Annotated in this window: 10 protein-coding genes; 6 read left to right on the plus strand and 4 right to left on the minus strand. The window is 41.1% G+C overall.

Features of this window, described 5'->3' with window-relative positions; translation table 11 throughout:
* Positions 1 to 76: 76 nt before the first annotated feature.
* The 4 genes from LH29_RS02980 to LH29_RS02995 form a co-directional block, all read right to left on the minus strand.
* Positions 77 to 985, minus strand: coding sequence for a Cbp1 family collagen-binding glycoprotein adhesin (locus LH29_RS02980; RefSeq protein WP_157493544.1), 909 nt, complete (start codon positions 983 to 985; stop codon positions 77 to 79).
* Positions 986 to 1,169: 184 nt separating this feature from the next.
* Positions 1,170 to 2,516 carry a sigma-54-dependent transcriptional regulator gene (locus LH29_RS02985; RefSeq protein ID WP_045026046.1) on the minus strand — a complete coding sequence of 449 codons (1,347 nt, stop codon included), beginning with the start codon at positions 2,514 to 2,516 and terminating at the stop codon, positions 1,170 to 1,172.
* A gap of 51 nt (positions 2,517 to 2,567) precedes the next feature.
* Entirely contained in the window at positions 2,568 to 3,842 is a 1,275-nt protein-coding gene (locus LH29_RS02990) for an MFS transporter (RefSeq protein WP_045026047.1), read from the minus strand.
* Between the two features lie 202 nt (positions 3,843 to 4,044).
* Entirely contained in the window at positions 4,045 to 6,447 is a 2,403-nt protein-coding gene (locus LH29_RS02995; protein ID WP_045026048.1) for an ATP-binding protein, read from the minus strand.
* A 335-nt stretch (positions 6,448 to 6,782) separates the two neighbouring features.
* Between LH29_RS02995 and gpmI the strand changes: the two genes are divergently transcribed.
* The 6 genes from gpmI to LH29_RS03025 all read left to right on the plus strand — a co-directional run bounded on the left by gpmI (position 6,783) and on the right by LH29_RS03025 (position 14,330).
* Positions 6,783 to 8,315, plus strand: coding sequence for a 2,3-bisphosphoglycerate-independent phosphoglycerate mutase (gene gpmI / locus LH29_RS03000; RefSeq protein ID WP_045026049.1), 1,533 nt, complete (start codon positions 6,783 to 6,785; stop codon positions 8,313 to 8,315).
* A gap of 89 nt (positions 8,316 to 8,404) precedes the next feature.
* Entirely contained in the window at positions 8,405 to 8,980 is a 576-nt protein-coding gene (locus LH29_RS03005; RefSeq protein WP_045028564.1) for a DUF3109 family protein, read from the plus strand.
* Between the two features lie 251 nt (positions 8,981 to 9,231).
* Entirely contained in the window at positions 9,232 to 9,789 is a 558-nt protein-coding gene (locus LH29_RS03010; RefSeq protein WP_045026050.1) for a hypothetical protein, read from the plus strand.
* Between the two features lie 120 nt (positions 9,790 to 9,909).
* Positions 9,910 to 10,473: a hypothetical protein gene (locus tag LH29_RS03015; RefSeq protein ID WP_045026051.1), complete on the plus strand. Its 564-nt coding sequence runs from the start codon at positions 9,910 to 9,912 to the stop codon at positions 10,471 to 10,473.
* 141 nt (positions 10,474 to 10,614) lie between these two features.
* Entirely contained in the window at positions 10,615 to 11,319 is a 705-nt protein-coding gene (locus LH29_RS03020) for a hypothetical protein (RefSeq protein ID WP_157493545.1), read from the plus strand.
* Between the two features lie 2 nt (positions 11,320 to 11,321).
* Entirely contained in the window at positions 11,322 to 14,330 is a 3,009-nt protein-coding gene (locus LH29_RS03025) for a carboxypeptidase-like regulatory domain-containing protein (protein WP_045026052.1), read from the plus strand.
* Positions 14,331 to 14,338 lie beyond the last annotated feature (8 nt).

Here is a 14,338-nt window from a genome sequence, read left to right on the forward strand (position 1 = left end):
TAGTTTTGCACGTTAAAAACAAAAGCAGAAGGGAACAACCTCTGTTGCCCACGCTTCTGCTTTCAGCAAACCTATATTATTTAATTTCTATTACCGCATATTTCGAGATCTTCCAGAATTCATCCGGATTATCAATGTTCAGATAAGCAATTACTCCATCTTGTTCAACAAAAGAGTATGAACTATCCGGGTGTTCTGAAATGATTGTTGCTTCGTTCGAAAACAAAGGGATACTTTTGGTTTCCTGAATATTCAGTTCAGTAAAATAGTCCTCGTCCAGGTTTCTTTTCAGTTTAACCTGTTTTCCCAATCCTAAAAAACCACCGCCTTTGGTCAAAACGTTATGTTCTTCCAGCTCTTTATAGGTTCCGTAGGCAACAAAACCTTTGTTTAGCTGGTAAATTTTTTCGTCAATAAGCTGTTGCTGTTGTATTAATGTATCTTGTTTTGCCTGAAGAACGACCTGCATTGTGTCAATGGTTTGCGACATATCGGCCAGCATAACATCGCGCTCTTCAATTTGCTGTTGAAGTGCAACAATTTGTGTATTTTGTTCCTCAATACTTTGATTTAGGGCCGCAATTTTCTTTTTGAATGAACTGATCTCGATACCGGATTTTTTTAGTTTTCGTTCCAGCTCTGCAATGTGCTCGCTGCTTTTTTCCAGCATATCATTCATCAGGGCGATATCTTCAACAATCGCTTGCTTTCGGTCGTAGTTCCCCTCTTTTTGCGACTCCACTGATAAAACCTGACGTTTTTCTTTAATAAATTTCAGGTTTTGCTCAATTTCATCAAAAGCACCTACCAGCTCATTCACCATCGAATCGCGTTCCTGCAGTTCCTGGTTTATACCGGCATTTTGTACTTGAAGTTCGTTAATTTCGGTTGTTTTTTGCGTGTAGGTTGAAATGCCAACCAAAGCAGCAATAACTATTATTACCACTAAACCAATGCTAATTGCATTTTGTATTTTTCTATTCATTTTCATGACTATTTCCTCCTCATTAGTTTTTTTTTGGATATTTTGATTCGTAATAGCCAATTCTTGTGCCATTAAAATCGCAAATACGTAATGAGTTGAAAATGAATGTGGAGGGAAAGTGGGGGAGAATAGAATACTATCAATATGATAGAGATATTATCAAAATGATAATCTTGAGAATCTACTACTGATTTTCTTTAAGCATTCGATAAATGGTGGCTACACCAATATCCAGCTTGTAGGCAACTACCTTTGGTTTATTGTCGTATTTGTCGAGCATGCGTTTAACAAGTCGCAGGTTGTATTCGCGAAGGGTGAGTTCCTCGGTTAGCAGACCTTCAATGTTTTCGGCATCTTCGAGCAGTAAATGATCGGCAGTAATTTCTTTTTCATCGGCCAGTGTTGCTGCCAATTCGATTACCGATTTTAACTCGCGTACATTTCCCGGAAAAGGGTAGGCCAGCAACTTTTTACTGGCAGAAGGCGAGAGTTGTTTTTGCTCCAGTTTGTTCTCTTTGCAAAATTGCTGGATGAAACTTTTTGCCAACACAATAACATCATTTCCCCTGTCGCGTAGGGGCGGAAGATCAATGGGTAATCCGTAAAACCGGTAATATAGGTCTTGTCGGAAGTTGCCTTTTTTAACTTCTTCCAACAGGTTTTTGTTGGTGGCAATTATAATGCGGCAATCGATTTTTACCGCTTTGTTGCTACCAACCCGGATAATTTCTTTTTCCTGTAATGCCCGCAAAAGTTTCGCTTGCAGCGAAATGTCCATCTCTGCTATTTCATCCAGAAACAAAGTGCCCGAGTGTGCTTCTTCAAATTTCCCAATTCGTCGTGCAGCGGCTCCTGTGAATGCGCCTTTTTCGTGGCCAAAAAGTTCGCTTTCGATCAGCTCATTTGGTATTGCAGCCATATTTACCGGAACAAAAGGCTGTTTGGCACGCGACGAATTGTAATGAATGGCTTTGGCAACCAGCTCTTTTCCGGTTCCGGTTTCTCCACTAATTGAAACGGTAACGTTGGTGCGGGTGGCTTTTTCAATCAGGTTGTAAATTTTTTGTGTGGCCGGACTGTTGCCCACAATCGTATTTTCGTAGCTGTATTTCTTTTTAACCTCCTGGCGCAGCGAGCGAATCTCGTCTTTAAGTTTAAATTCCTTGCTGATATTATTCACGGTGTTCAGTAGTCGTTCGCGTATGTCTTTCGATTTTACAATGTAATCGTAAGCGCCATGTTTTAGCAGGTCTACAACCACTTCAATGTCGTCTTGTTCCGAAATGAGAATAACCTGAATATCGTCGTTAATTGCTTTTATCTGCTTTAGTACCTCAAGGCCTTTCATGTCAGGCAGGCGGTAATCAAGCGTAACAACATCAGGAAGTTCGTGAAGATTATTCAAACATTCTTTGCCGGTACCAAAAGCCTGTATCTCATAATCCGGATTCATGGAAAGATTATGTACCAGCAAACGACGGTACCATTCGTCATCTTCAACAACAAATATTTTAATGTTCTTAACTTCCATCTTTCGATACTACGTACAAGTTTGTATTTAGTGTATGTACACTTAATACTATTATTTACTTCCGCTTGGTTCTTCCAATCCGTGTCCTTTAGGTCCTGTTTCTGCACGACGTAAGAGGAAACTGAATAGTAAGCCCACAAAACCAAGAATGCTAAATATCCACATTCCGGGAATATAACCTTCCGGATTAGTTGCTGATGCGCCCGAAACATCGTTGGTTACACCAATTAACCAGGCCATTGCTGCAACGCCAATCTGCTGCAATAAAGTCATTAATGCATAAGCAGTTCCCAGTTTGCTTTCTTCAACTATATAGGCTACCGAAGGCCACATTACTGCCGGAATAAGCGAAAATGAAATGCCCATTAACGTTACGGGTATGTACAACGACATGTTTCCGTAGGCGAACATCAAATAAACGGGGAGTATAATTATTGACCCGATAAACATCATTAATGCACGTCGCCCGATTTTGTCGATCAATAGCCCGATTACCGGAGTGGCAAACATGGTTGCCATAATGAGAACACTATTCAGCTTGCCCGCCATTTGCTCTGATACACCGTGCGCATCCTGGTAAAATGTTGGGGCAAATCCGCGGAACGGGAATATTGCCGAGTAGAAGGTTAAACAAAGAATTACAACATACCAAAAAGAAGGGCTGTATTTGAATAATCCTTTAAAATCCAGTTTTTCGGTTTCTTCAGCTTTGCCAAGTACATAGCGCTTTTGTGTCCAGCGCTCGATAAAATAGTAGATAACACCGCCTAAAAAGCAGAGTAATCCGATTCCGGCAGCAAGGTATAAAACGGGCTGCCATCCCTGGTCATATATCGAGCTGGCCCAGGTGTTCGAGCGGTCAACAAAATAAGATCCGCCACGGCCAATAAGCAGGTTGATGCCTAATGCAAAACCAAGTTCTTTTCCTTTAAACCATTTTGCCAGCGCCACCGTAAGCGCCACAATTAATGGCTCGCTGCCAAAACCTAATATAAACCGGCCGATAAGTATGATGGTTAAATTGTCGCTAAAAGCTGTAACAAAACCGGCCAAACTACAGATAGCACCAAACAAAACCATGGAAACACGCGTACCGTATTTGTCGATAAAAACACCGCTAAAGAACAGAACGATTACGGCGGCAATACTGTACATGGTATACAGCTGTCCGATGTTCGTCTGGCTGAAGCCCAGTAATTCGATAAAATCTTTGGCTACGTACGCAACACTGTCGTACATATAGTAACTTCCAAACATGGTAAGGCTAACGGCTACCAATGCTACCCAGCGCAGCCATCCTGGTATTGTAACTTGTTTATTGTGCATATAATTTCCGAATTGGTTTTTAGTAAAAAACAAATGTATTGAATATGACCGGATTCGGAAAGTTTTACCTTTTGTATTTTAGATTGAGTATAGCGATAATCTGAAATTACAATGGTTAATGCGGATAGACAATTGAAAAGCCTTAAAAAGTGAAACGAATTTAAGCTTCAATTCAATTGCTCATCGGTATAATATTTACCGCCTATTCAAACTTTTCGTTGAGAAGTACTTCCAACTCTTTGTTCAGGGACTCGATTTCGGTGTGCAGCTGTGCGGTTTTTTCTTCGATACTTGTTGATTCGTTGCCTTTTTTCGCTAATTGCTCCAGTTCTTTTATGGTGTTGTAAACCCCGGTAACGTTCATATATTTTACCGGAGATGCCAGTTTATGCGCCAGCTCGGCAATGGCGTCGTAATTTTTACTGTCCAGGTTTTCGTCGATCGATTGCATACTGGCTACGCTGGTTTTCAGAAACAGATCGATCATTTCTTTCAGAAATTCCGGATCGCCGTTTCCCATTCGTTTTAGTTCGCTCAGGTCGGGACGATAGATCAAGGTTGTTTCCTGTTTTGAAGTTTCTTGTGCTGGCTTCACATCAACGGTATTGCAAATAGTATTATACAATGCCGCTTCATCAAATGGTTTTTTCAGCGAACTGTTAAAAGCACTTTTTTCGTCGGGATTAGCCGAGTCAGAATTTGCCGACAATGAAATGATCCGCGCTTTGTGTCCGGTTTCTTTAATTGCACGGGCAGCCTCGGTACCGTTCATTACCGGCATTCGAATGTCCATCAGAATAAGGGCGTAGTTATTTTGTGCTGCCAGAGCAACCGCTTCCTGTCCGTTTTCGGCTTCATCAAAATCAACTTTCCATTTGGTGAAAATGCTTTTAAGTAAGTGGCGGTTAAAAGCTTCGTCATCAACAATTAATACCGCTTTGCCTTTAAGTACTTCAGGTGTATCGAAACTTTTAAATGTTTGTTGAAGCTTTTCACTGTCTCCTTTTTGTAGCGGAATAGAAACGAAAAAACGTGTTCCTTTATTAACTTCACTTTCAACAGTAATTTTTCCACCGAGCAGATCGACCAGTTTTTTTACAATATAAAGCCCCAAACCGGTGCCGCCTGCTTTTTTATTGATGTCGGTATCCAGTTGCACAAAATCATCAAAAATTTTCTCCTGACTTTCTTTGGGTATGCCAATTCCTGTGTCCGAAATTTCAAAATCGAGATGTATTTGCTTTTTCTGCTCTTTGGCGGTAACCACCAGTTTTACTTCTCCCTCGTCGGTGAATTTCAGAGCGTTGGTAAGCAGGTTGTTTAAAATCTGTTTAAGCCGGCCTTCGTCGCCAAACAGCACCAGCTCGTTTTCCACATTATCCTGAATTTTGAAACTGATGTTTTTAGCTTCTGCGCTTGGTTTGTTGTACAGCTCAATTTTGTGAAGTAAATCGTTCAACGAAAAATGTACGGGTGCCAGTTGGATATTTTGTTTTTCCAGTCGTGAAAAATCAAATGTATCATTTACCAGTTCGGCTAAATGTTTGGTGGAGTCGAAGATCACTCTCAGGTCTTCCTGCGTTTTTTCATCGTGTTGTTTTTGCAGCAGTTGTTCGCTCAGGCCATAAATGGCGTTAACAGGCGTTCGCATTTCGTGGCTCACGGTGGCTACAAACAATTCTTTGGTGCGCGCCAGGTTCTCGGCGTGAGTTTTGGCTTTTTTCAGCACTTTTTGGTACGAGCGTGATTTTCGCAGATCGCGGAAAAACAGAATCAGAACCAAAATCAGCAATAGCAAAACCGACAAGGCAAAGTACGATAAACGTTCGTAGGTTTCGTTGGCCAGCAGCTCCGCTTCCTGCGATTGCCGCATAAAACTTTCTTCTTCCTGTCGTTCCAGTTTTGTAATAATTTCCGAAAGATTTTCACTGATCTCAAGGTTTTTGCGCATGTAAACTGCTTCTGCCGAACTCATTCGTTGGTTACGTTGCTTCAGTTCCTTTTCAAGCGACTCAATTTCTTGTTGCAGGCGCTGTTTCTCTACAGTCCGGTCTACAATTATGGGTTTTGGCGGTTCCTGTTTTTTCCCAAAAATACGTTTTATAAAACCTCTTTTCTCAGGTTCTTCAAAATGAATGGTATCCTGCACCGTCAATACGGTGTCAAGCGTTTCAACATATTGGTTAAAAGCTTCGTGCTCGTTTCCGCGCGAGAAATGAAGGTTTAGAATCTTTTCCCAAACAACCATTTTTTGCTGCGCCAGGATCAGCACCGAATCAACCAGTATTTGCCGGTTGCTGTCTGGGTTGTAAATGGATTGTAATTCTTCAAATTTTGTTTCGAGCGACTCATTTACAGTTCTGTAATTCTCGAGGTAATCATTGTCGTTGCTGAGCGAATAAAGCCTAACCATGTTTTCGGTTTCGTTCAAATCCATGGCCACATCTTTTACCAGGATAAGGGTGTTGTCGGGTTTCGATTCGGAAAGCATGGAATTAACGATTTCGGATAAACTTTTGTACACAAAATTCCCCGACAAGCCCAACAACGAGATGATTATGATGGTAAGCAGAATAACCGGTATTTCAATCTTTATTCGTTTCATCTCATCAAAATTGTCTATTTCTTTTGTATTCGATGTAACTCTCGATGAATTTTAATTCTTCCTGTTGTGAATTTGAAGAATAAAAATTCATGTTCGTTTCATTTAAGTCTACTTCACAACTAAAACGGATACAGGCTTTAGAAGTTGCATGCTCAGAACAATTAACGGTGAACAGAGTTCTGCAAAGCACATCTGGCAAAATTAAATTAATAAGCTCAATTAATTCCAAAAGATTGTTAAATCATCCTGAACATATTGGCTGTAATTTCCTTAATGATTTTAAAAAGGATATTTTTGTCCGTTCTAAAATTGATATTTAATAAAAACAGAATATAATGGCTGATAATCAGAAGACTTTATTAATGATTCTCGATGGATGGGGAATCGGTGACGGATCGAAAAGCGACATTGTAGCAACTGCTCCAACTCCTTTTATCGATTCGTTGATGGAAAAATACCCGCACTCGCAATTGTTGGCAAGTGGCGAAAATGTTGGTTTGCCAGATGGACAGATGGGTAACTCGGAAGTGGGTCACCTTAACATTGGAGCCGGTCGTGTTTTGTACCAGGACATGGTGAAAATTACACGTGCCATTAAAGACAAGTCGTTGTGGCAGCATCCGCAGATTTTAAAAGCGTACAACTACGCAAAAGACAATAAAAAGAAAGTTCACCTGATTGGTTTGATTGGCCCTGGTGGAGTTCATGCTTTAAGTTCGCACATGGTAGCGCTTTGTCAGATTGCTACCGACATGGGACTGGAAGATGTTTTTATCCATGGTTTAACTGACGGTCGTGATACTGACCCACGTTCAGGTTATGGTTTTATTGAAAACGACCTGAAAGCGTTGGAAGGAACCGTGGGTAAATTTGCATCGTTGATCGGTCGTTACTACGGAATGGACCGCGACAATAACTACGATCGTTTGAAATTAGCTTACGATTTGTATACACAAGGTAAAGGCGAAAAATCAACTGATATTCTAGCTTCAATGCAGGCATCATACGATGCGGGTGTAACCGATGAGTTCCTGAAACCTTTAGTAATGGTTGACGAAGCCGGCGAGCCACTGGCAAAAATCGAAGAAGAAGATGTGGTAATCTGCTTTAACTTCCGTACCGACCGTTTGCGTCAGACAACTATTGCCTTTACTCAGGAAGACAAACATGAGTATGACATGCACACCATGAATCTGCAATGGTATACCATGACAACTTATAAAGCCGATTTTAAAGGTATTAACGTGATCTTCGAAAAAGATAACGTGACCAACACCATGGGTGAGGTAATTGAAAGGGCTGGTAAAAAACAAATCCGTATTGCCGAGACCGAAAAATACGCGCACGTAACTTTCTTCTTTAGTGGCGGCCGCGAGGCAGAATTTGAAGGAGAAAGCCGTATCCTTATTCCTTCACCAAAAGTTCCTACTTACGATCTTCAGCCGGAAATGTCGGCTCCGGAAGTGGCAAAAGCTATAGTTCCGAAACTGGAAAACGGAGAGGCTGACTTTGTTTGTCTGAATTTTGCCAACGGTGATATGGTTGGTCACACAGGTGTTTACGAAGCTGTTTACAAAGCAGTTCAGGCGGTTGATGCTTGTGCAAAAGAGGTGGTTACTGCAGCTCAGAAAGGTGGTTACGATATCATGATCATTGCCGACCATGGTAATGCCGACAATGCGGTTAACGATGACGGTTCGGAAAATACAGCTCACTCGTTAAATCCAGTTCCTTGTATTTTTGTTACTGAAAAAGAAGGAATAACATTGGAGAACGGTATTTTGGCTGATGTTGCACCAACATTATTAGCCGACATGGGACTTGAGGTTCCTGCCGAGATGACCGGTAAAAATCTTATTAAGAAGTAAGACGATACTTTAAATAAATTTTCAAACCTTACTTGTGCTGCAAGTAAGGTTTGTTTTTTAATATTTGTACCAAAATAAATTTGAAAGACGTGATAGAGATTGGTCGTGCCATAGTAAGCCGTGATGTTTTTGAGAAGCATTTTCTTTGTGATATACTAAAATGCAAAGGTGCTTGTTGTATTGAAGGTGATTCGGGGGCCCCGCTTACCGATGAAGAGGCTATTCTTATTGAAGAAGATTATCACACTTTTGAAGACTTGCTTCCCGAAAAACACAAACGCGAAGTGGAGAAACAGGGCTACTCGGTTATTGATAGCGATGGCGATTTGGTAACGCCGCTTGTTGACGACCGTCAGTGTGTTTACTCCTATTACAATAAACAAGGTATTTTAAAATGTGCCATCGAAAAAGCGCATTTTGAAGGGAAAACCAAGTTTCGTAAACCATTGTCGTGTCATTTGTTCCCCATTCGTATTACTGAATACAAACGTTTTGATGCCGTAAACTACCAGGAGCTCGATATCTGTAAACCCGGGCGTAAATGTGGTGCATCGGAAAAACTACCGCTTTACAAATTCTTAAAAGAGCCACTCACCGCTAAATATGGTGCCGAGTGGTACAAAGAGCTGGAAATTGCAGCCGACTATATTCTGTCTGAAAAATAGCTTGGTGCGAAGTAAAATCCCCAATAATTTTTATCTAGTCCCAATTGTCCCATAATGCTCAATTGTCCCAAATTATGAATATATGTCCCATTCAGGGACTTGAATTCGGGTTGCTACAATTGCTAAGATGTTGATATTCAGTATTTGGCATGTTTTGGCATTTGTGTTGCTTATTAAAGGGCGTATCCGACCCTAAAGGATACAACAGCTTTTTGAAGAAAAAATTACAAACAAATAAACAACACAACATCATGAAAAAAGTTACATTTTTATTAGCAGCGATTTTAGTTCTGGGGGTTTCAAGCATTGCGAAAGCGCAAAAAAGTGATTCACACAATTTGAATATTAAAATTGATAAGCAGGCATTGATTGCTATCGAGAGCGAAGGTTCGACTGATATTAGTTTTGACTCAAAAGCTTTTGTTAATGCCGGTGAAGAAATGACTTTCGCGGCCAGCGGAAGCAACAAGCAGCTGTGGTTAAACTACTCATCAATTGTTGGTACGGGAAGCACCAATACAATTTCTGCTAAAATTTCGAAATTACCTGAAGGTTTGAAGGTTAATGTAGCAACCAGTGAATCGGCTGCTAATTCATCGAAAAAAGGTAAAACAGGAAAAGGTTATACCGTTGATTTAACTGAAGGAGGCGTAACCGTTGTAGATAATATTGGAAGTTGTTATACCGGAATCGGTGCAAATAAAGGTCACAAGTTGGAGTATAGCGTTTCAGTTGACGACAGTAACTACGAGAAACTGGTAGCCGCAGATCATACACTGGTGGTAACCTATACTATAACAGAGAATTAATAAAGGGACAGAGATAAAAAATAAGGGGTGAACGGGTCAATCTACTGATTGGCCCGTTCTTTTTTGCTGATTTTTTATTCAGCTATTTCTTTTTAGCAGATTTCGCCGTAGATTTAAAACATGAAGTTGTTGGACGCAATATCATGTTTGATTTTTCTGGTTCTTTTTTCCTTGGCTGCGAGTGCGCAGGAAAGTATCAGTCATCAATTGGGAATAGATATTCCTGAAGTGGCTTTGTTGGCCTTACAGTCCGAAAATACCACGGATGTGAATCTTAGTGCTTTGCCGCCCAACACTGCCGGTCAGCAAATCAAAACAAACAAAGAAGAACAATCAGGCATCTGGATTAACTATTCTTCGGTTGTGAGGAAAAATCAAAAAAGAAAAGTGACAGCAACAGTTGTTGGTGAAATACCAGAGGGAATGGTGCTAAAAGTAATGGCATCGGAGAGTAGAGGAGAAGGAAAAGGGAAATTGGGAGAATCGTTATCGTGGGTAGCTCTCCGAAATGGTTCGGTTGATGTAATCTCAGATATCGGAAGCTGCTATACCGGACGCGGAGCGCAGAATGGCCACTTGCTTACCTATAAAATTGAACTGGATGACGACGCGGATCAGTACGCAAAATTGAAACAGTCAGAAACTTCACTGCAAATATTATATACATTAACCGACGACAATTAGTTTTTCATTAGTATTTTTAGCCGAAACTTATAAGTAGCTAATATGTTGATGAAAAGGTTTTTTCTCTGTTTTATTCCATTATTATTTATTTCCGGCATTTTTTCGAATAGAAGTTATGCAAATATTGTTGTGTTAAACGGGTTGACCCACGAAAACATTGCAATGGCCGGAGAGGGTTATCGGGGAGCTATTAAGATTCAAAATACAGGAACGGAACCGCAGAGTGTAAAAGTGTATCAGCGCGATTATTGGTATGCATTTTCGGGCGAAAGCCGCCACGATGACGCCGGAACCTTGGCACGTTCGAATGCCGCCTGGATAAAATACAGTCCGAATTTGTTTACACTCCAGCCTAACGAAACCGCGGTGGTTGATTTTGAAGTGAGTGTTCCGGCCAATGACACACTGAAAGGAACCTACTGGAGCGTGATAATGGTGGAGGGAATACAGCCTGAAGAAACTGCTGCATCATCGGGTCTGAAAATTCATACCGCCATACGATATGCCGTGCAGGTTGTTACCAATATTGGCAATACCGGAAAACGCGATCTGCAGTTTTTGGGCATGGAGCTAACTACCAACGAGGATGAAACACAAGTGCTTAATGTAGCAATTGAAAATACCGGCGAACGACTTTTAAAACCTGAACTCAACCTGGAGTTGTTTAATGCTGAAGGAGAATCGATAGGTGTTTTTAAAGCCGAGCGAAGAAAGACTTACCCCACTACTTCTGTTTTATTATCGTTACCGCTTGAAGGTGTAAAGCCCGGCGAATATGCTGCTGTGCTGATTGCCGATTGTGATGAGGATAATATTTTTGGAACAAATTTAACACTCGAGTTGTAGTTATGCGCATAGAGACAAAGTTGATCTTTTTATTTCTTCTGACTTTGCCTCTTGAGCTTTTGTCTCAGCAAGTTCTGCAAACAACCTTTGTAAAAAAACAAGCCCAATCACAGCCGGGAAAAGTTTGTAACATTGCCTTTTTTATTCAGAATAATTCGGAAAATGAGCTGCAGGCGATACCTACCTTTACTTTGCCTGACGGGTGGAAACTGGTTACCCAAACAAATACTATTCAGCTAAAACCTTCTGAAAAAAAGTTTAATATACTGTCGATGCAGATTCCTGTAGCTTATGCCGTTGGAAATTATACGGTGGGGGCGCAGTTTAAATCGGTAGTAAACGGTGCTGTTCTGCAACGTGATTCGATAAAAGTGCAGGTTTTAGAGCTTGAAAAAATAGATGTCCAAAAACTGGACAAGCCAGACTATGTTTATGCCGGCGAAGAGATTCGTGCCAGCTACCTTCTGCAAAATAGAGGAAATACCGACAAAAGCTTTTTTATCGAAACCCAGAATTGCCAGGTGGAAGGCGGGGCTGAAGTACGGCTAAAAGTTGGCGAGTCGAAAACCATAACAGTGGTAAAACCTACTTCGGAGGAATTGGTGAACAGCGAAAGGGAATATTACTCCATCCGCGTAAGTTCCGGAAACCGTGTTTTGCAGAGTGTTAACAGTTGGTCGCAGATATTTCCATCGAAAAATATGAAAAAGGACCTGTTTTTTCGGTTTCCGGTTTCGGTTTCGGGAACCTACCTGGCAGTTAACAGGGATGAAAAATACGAGTCGACTTACCAACTGCAGGTCCAGGGGCAGGGAGCTTTAGACGAGGCAGGTAAACATCAGCTGGAGTTTCTGGCACGCGGGCCAAGTAGCACCAATTTGAGCTACCTCGGGTTGTACGATCAGTATTACATGATGTACCAAAACCCTAATTTTATGCTATTCGGCGGTCAGAAGAATTATATGTTCACACCATTAACCGAGTCTTCCCGATACGGAATGGGTGTTGAAAGCCGGGTTCGGTTAAATAATGGTTTGGAGTTGGGATTTACCTATGTCGATCCGCGCTTCTTCGAAGAAATAAAGGACGAAATGGCCGGTGTGCTGGGGTATCATTTTAATGAGGGTAATAAAGTTGAAGCTTATTACATCTCGAAACAATTTGCGGTTAACGACGACCGGGCACAGTTGGTGAGTTTAATGTCGGAGTTCTCGCCTTTTAAAGGAACTGATGTTGAGCTGGAACTTTCGCGCGGTTATTTTAATAATGATGCTGACAACGCGTACCGGTTGAACATCAACTCGCAGTTTTCGGTGTTTAATGTTGCCGGAAACTACTATAATGCCGGAAAGAATTACCCGGGATATTACAATAACTCAAAGTTTTATTCGGCCAATGTTTCAGCAAGGATGAGCAAGAAACTGAATTTAAGTGTATACGCCCGACGCGATTTTATGAATGCACAGCTCGACACCTTTTTTGCAACGGCTCCGATAACTGAATCGTATCAGGGAAGTGTTGATTATAAATTAGGTTTGCAAAGTCACCTTAAACTTTTTGTACGACAGTACGAGCGAAAAGACAGGTTGAGTTTTAATAAATTTCATTATAAAACGCGTTCGGCAAATATCCGTTTCAGCCAGAAATATCGTTGGATTAGGTACAGTTTAACCGGAGAAGCCGGAAAAACGACCAACTTTCTACTCGAACCGGGCGAGAATGAACAAAACAGCTTCAGGGGAACGGGTGATTTTACCATCAAAATAAATTCACGGCATTACATCAGTGCTTTTGGAACCTGGTCGAATATCAACGAATTTGTGTCGGGGAAGCAGCAAAATCTAACAGCAGGTTTGTCGGCATCAAGCCAGATATCAGATAATTTTAACGCCAATTTTTACGTGCAAAACGCTTACGATATCGACGATTATTACAAAAACCGCAACCTGATGCAGCTCAGCCTTAATTACAATTTCCTGAAAAGCCATAGCATTTCGCTGCGTAGTTTCTACACCATTTTTAAAACCGAACTTGAAGAGGCCGAGTTTACCCTTTCGGCCACTTATGCCTACAAATTTGGTGTGCCGCTTAAGCAGGTAATAAAAGCCGGTGTTATCAGTGGTAGGGTAAGCAACGAGCAAGGCGAACCGGTTGAGGGCGTTTGGGTGCGACTGCTAAATCAAACGGCAGTTACCGATAAAAACGGGGTTTATACGTTTGATTTAGTGCGGCCGGGAACACATTTGGTTTCGTTTGACGAAAGTAATTTTCAACTTGATGAATTAACAAATATTCCCAACCCGGTGGAAGTGAATGTTTTTGAAGATCAGGTTTCAACTATCGATGTACGGATTTTAAAAGGTGCCGTGCTCAAAGGAAAAATTCTACTCGAGGAAGCCAGATTAAAAGCAGCCGCAGATGAAAATGCCACTCCGGCGAACATCATTATCGAGGCAAAATCAGCGCTGGATGAATACCGGATAACCACCGAAAAAGATGGATCATTTGTATTTCCATTGCTAAAACCGGGTGAGTTTACTTTTGAAATCTACGCCAATTCAATTCCGGGCGGGTATAAAATCGATCAATTGGAATATAAGTTTTCGCTCTCCGAAGGCGAAACCAAAGAAATGGAGATTGTACTGCCCACCAAAAAGAACAATATAATTTTTAAGCCAGCCGGAAATACGATGCTAAAAAGTGGTTTAGGATTGAAGTTACAGTCGGAAGCAAAGAAGAAGGAACCTGAAGTATCGGAAGATGAAACGTTTTACAGTATACAGATTGGGGCTTTTAGCCGGAAGATTCCTGATGGAGATCCGTTTTTTCAGAATGAGCAGTTTTATTTCGAAAAACAAATTGATAACTTACACAAATATTATATTGGGCGCTATCCGGATAAAAAAACAGCGAGAAAAGAGCTAGGCCGATTAAAGGTTAAATTCAGTAATCCGTTTATAGTTGTGTTTGATAAGGGACAGGTATTTAACTTGTACCGTTACAAAAAATAGGACAAAAG

It is taken from the genome of Draconibacterium sediminis, assembly GCF_000949475.1.
GTDB lineage: Bacteria > Bacteroidota > Bacteroidia > Bacteroidales > Prolixibacteraceae > Draconibacterium > Draconibacterium sediminis.

Bases quoted from the DNA above. Each gene is read 5' to 3' on its own strand.
- LH29_RS03025 (WP_045026052.1), top strand. From the start codon at position 11,322: ATGCGCATAGAGACAAAGTTGATCTTTTTATTTCTTCTGACTTTGCCT.
- LH29_RS02980 (WP_157493544.1), bottom strand. From the start codon at position 985: ATGAATAGAAAAATACAAAATGCAATTAGCATTGGTTTAGTGGTAATA.
- gpmI (WP_045026049.1), top strand. From the start codon at position 6,783: ATGGCTGATAATCAGAAGACTTTATTAATGATTCTCGATGGATGGGGA.
- LH29_RS02990 (WP_045026047.1), bottom strand. From the start codon at position 3,842: ATGCACAATAAACAAGTTACAATACCAGGATGGCTGCGCTGGGTAGCA.
- LH29_RS02995 (WP_045026048.1), bottom strand. From the start codon at position 6,447: ATGAAACGAATAAAGATTGAAATACCGGTTATTCTGCTTACCATCATA.
- LH29_RS03015 (WP_045026051.1), top strand. From the start codon at position 9,910: ATGAAGTTGTTGGACGCAATATCATGTTTGATTTTTCTGGTTCTTTTT.
- LH29_RS02985 (WP_045026046.1), bottom strand. From the start codon at position 2,516: ATGGAAGTTAAGAACATTAAAATATTTGTTGTTGAAGATGACGAATGG.
- LH29_RS03010 (WP_045026050.1), top strand. From the start codon at position 9,232: ATGAAAAAAGTTACATTTTTATTAGCAGCGATTTTAGTTCTGGGGGTT.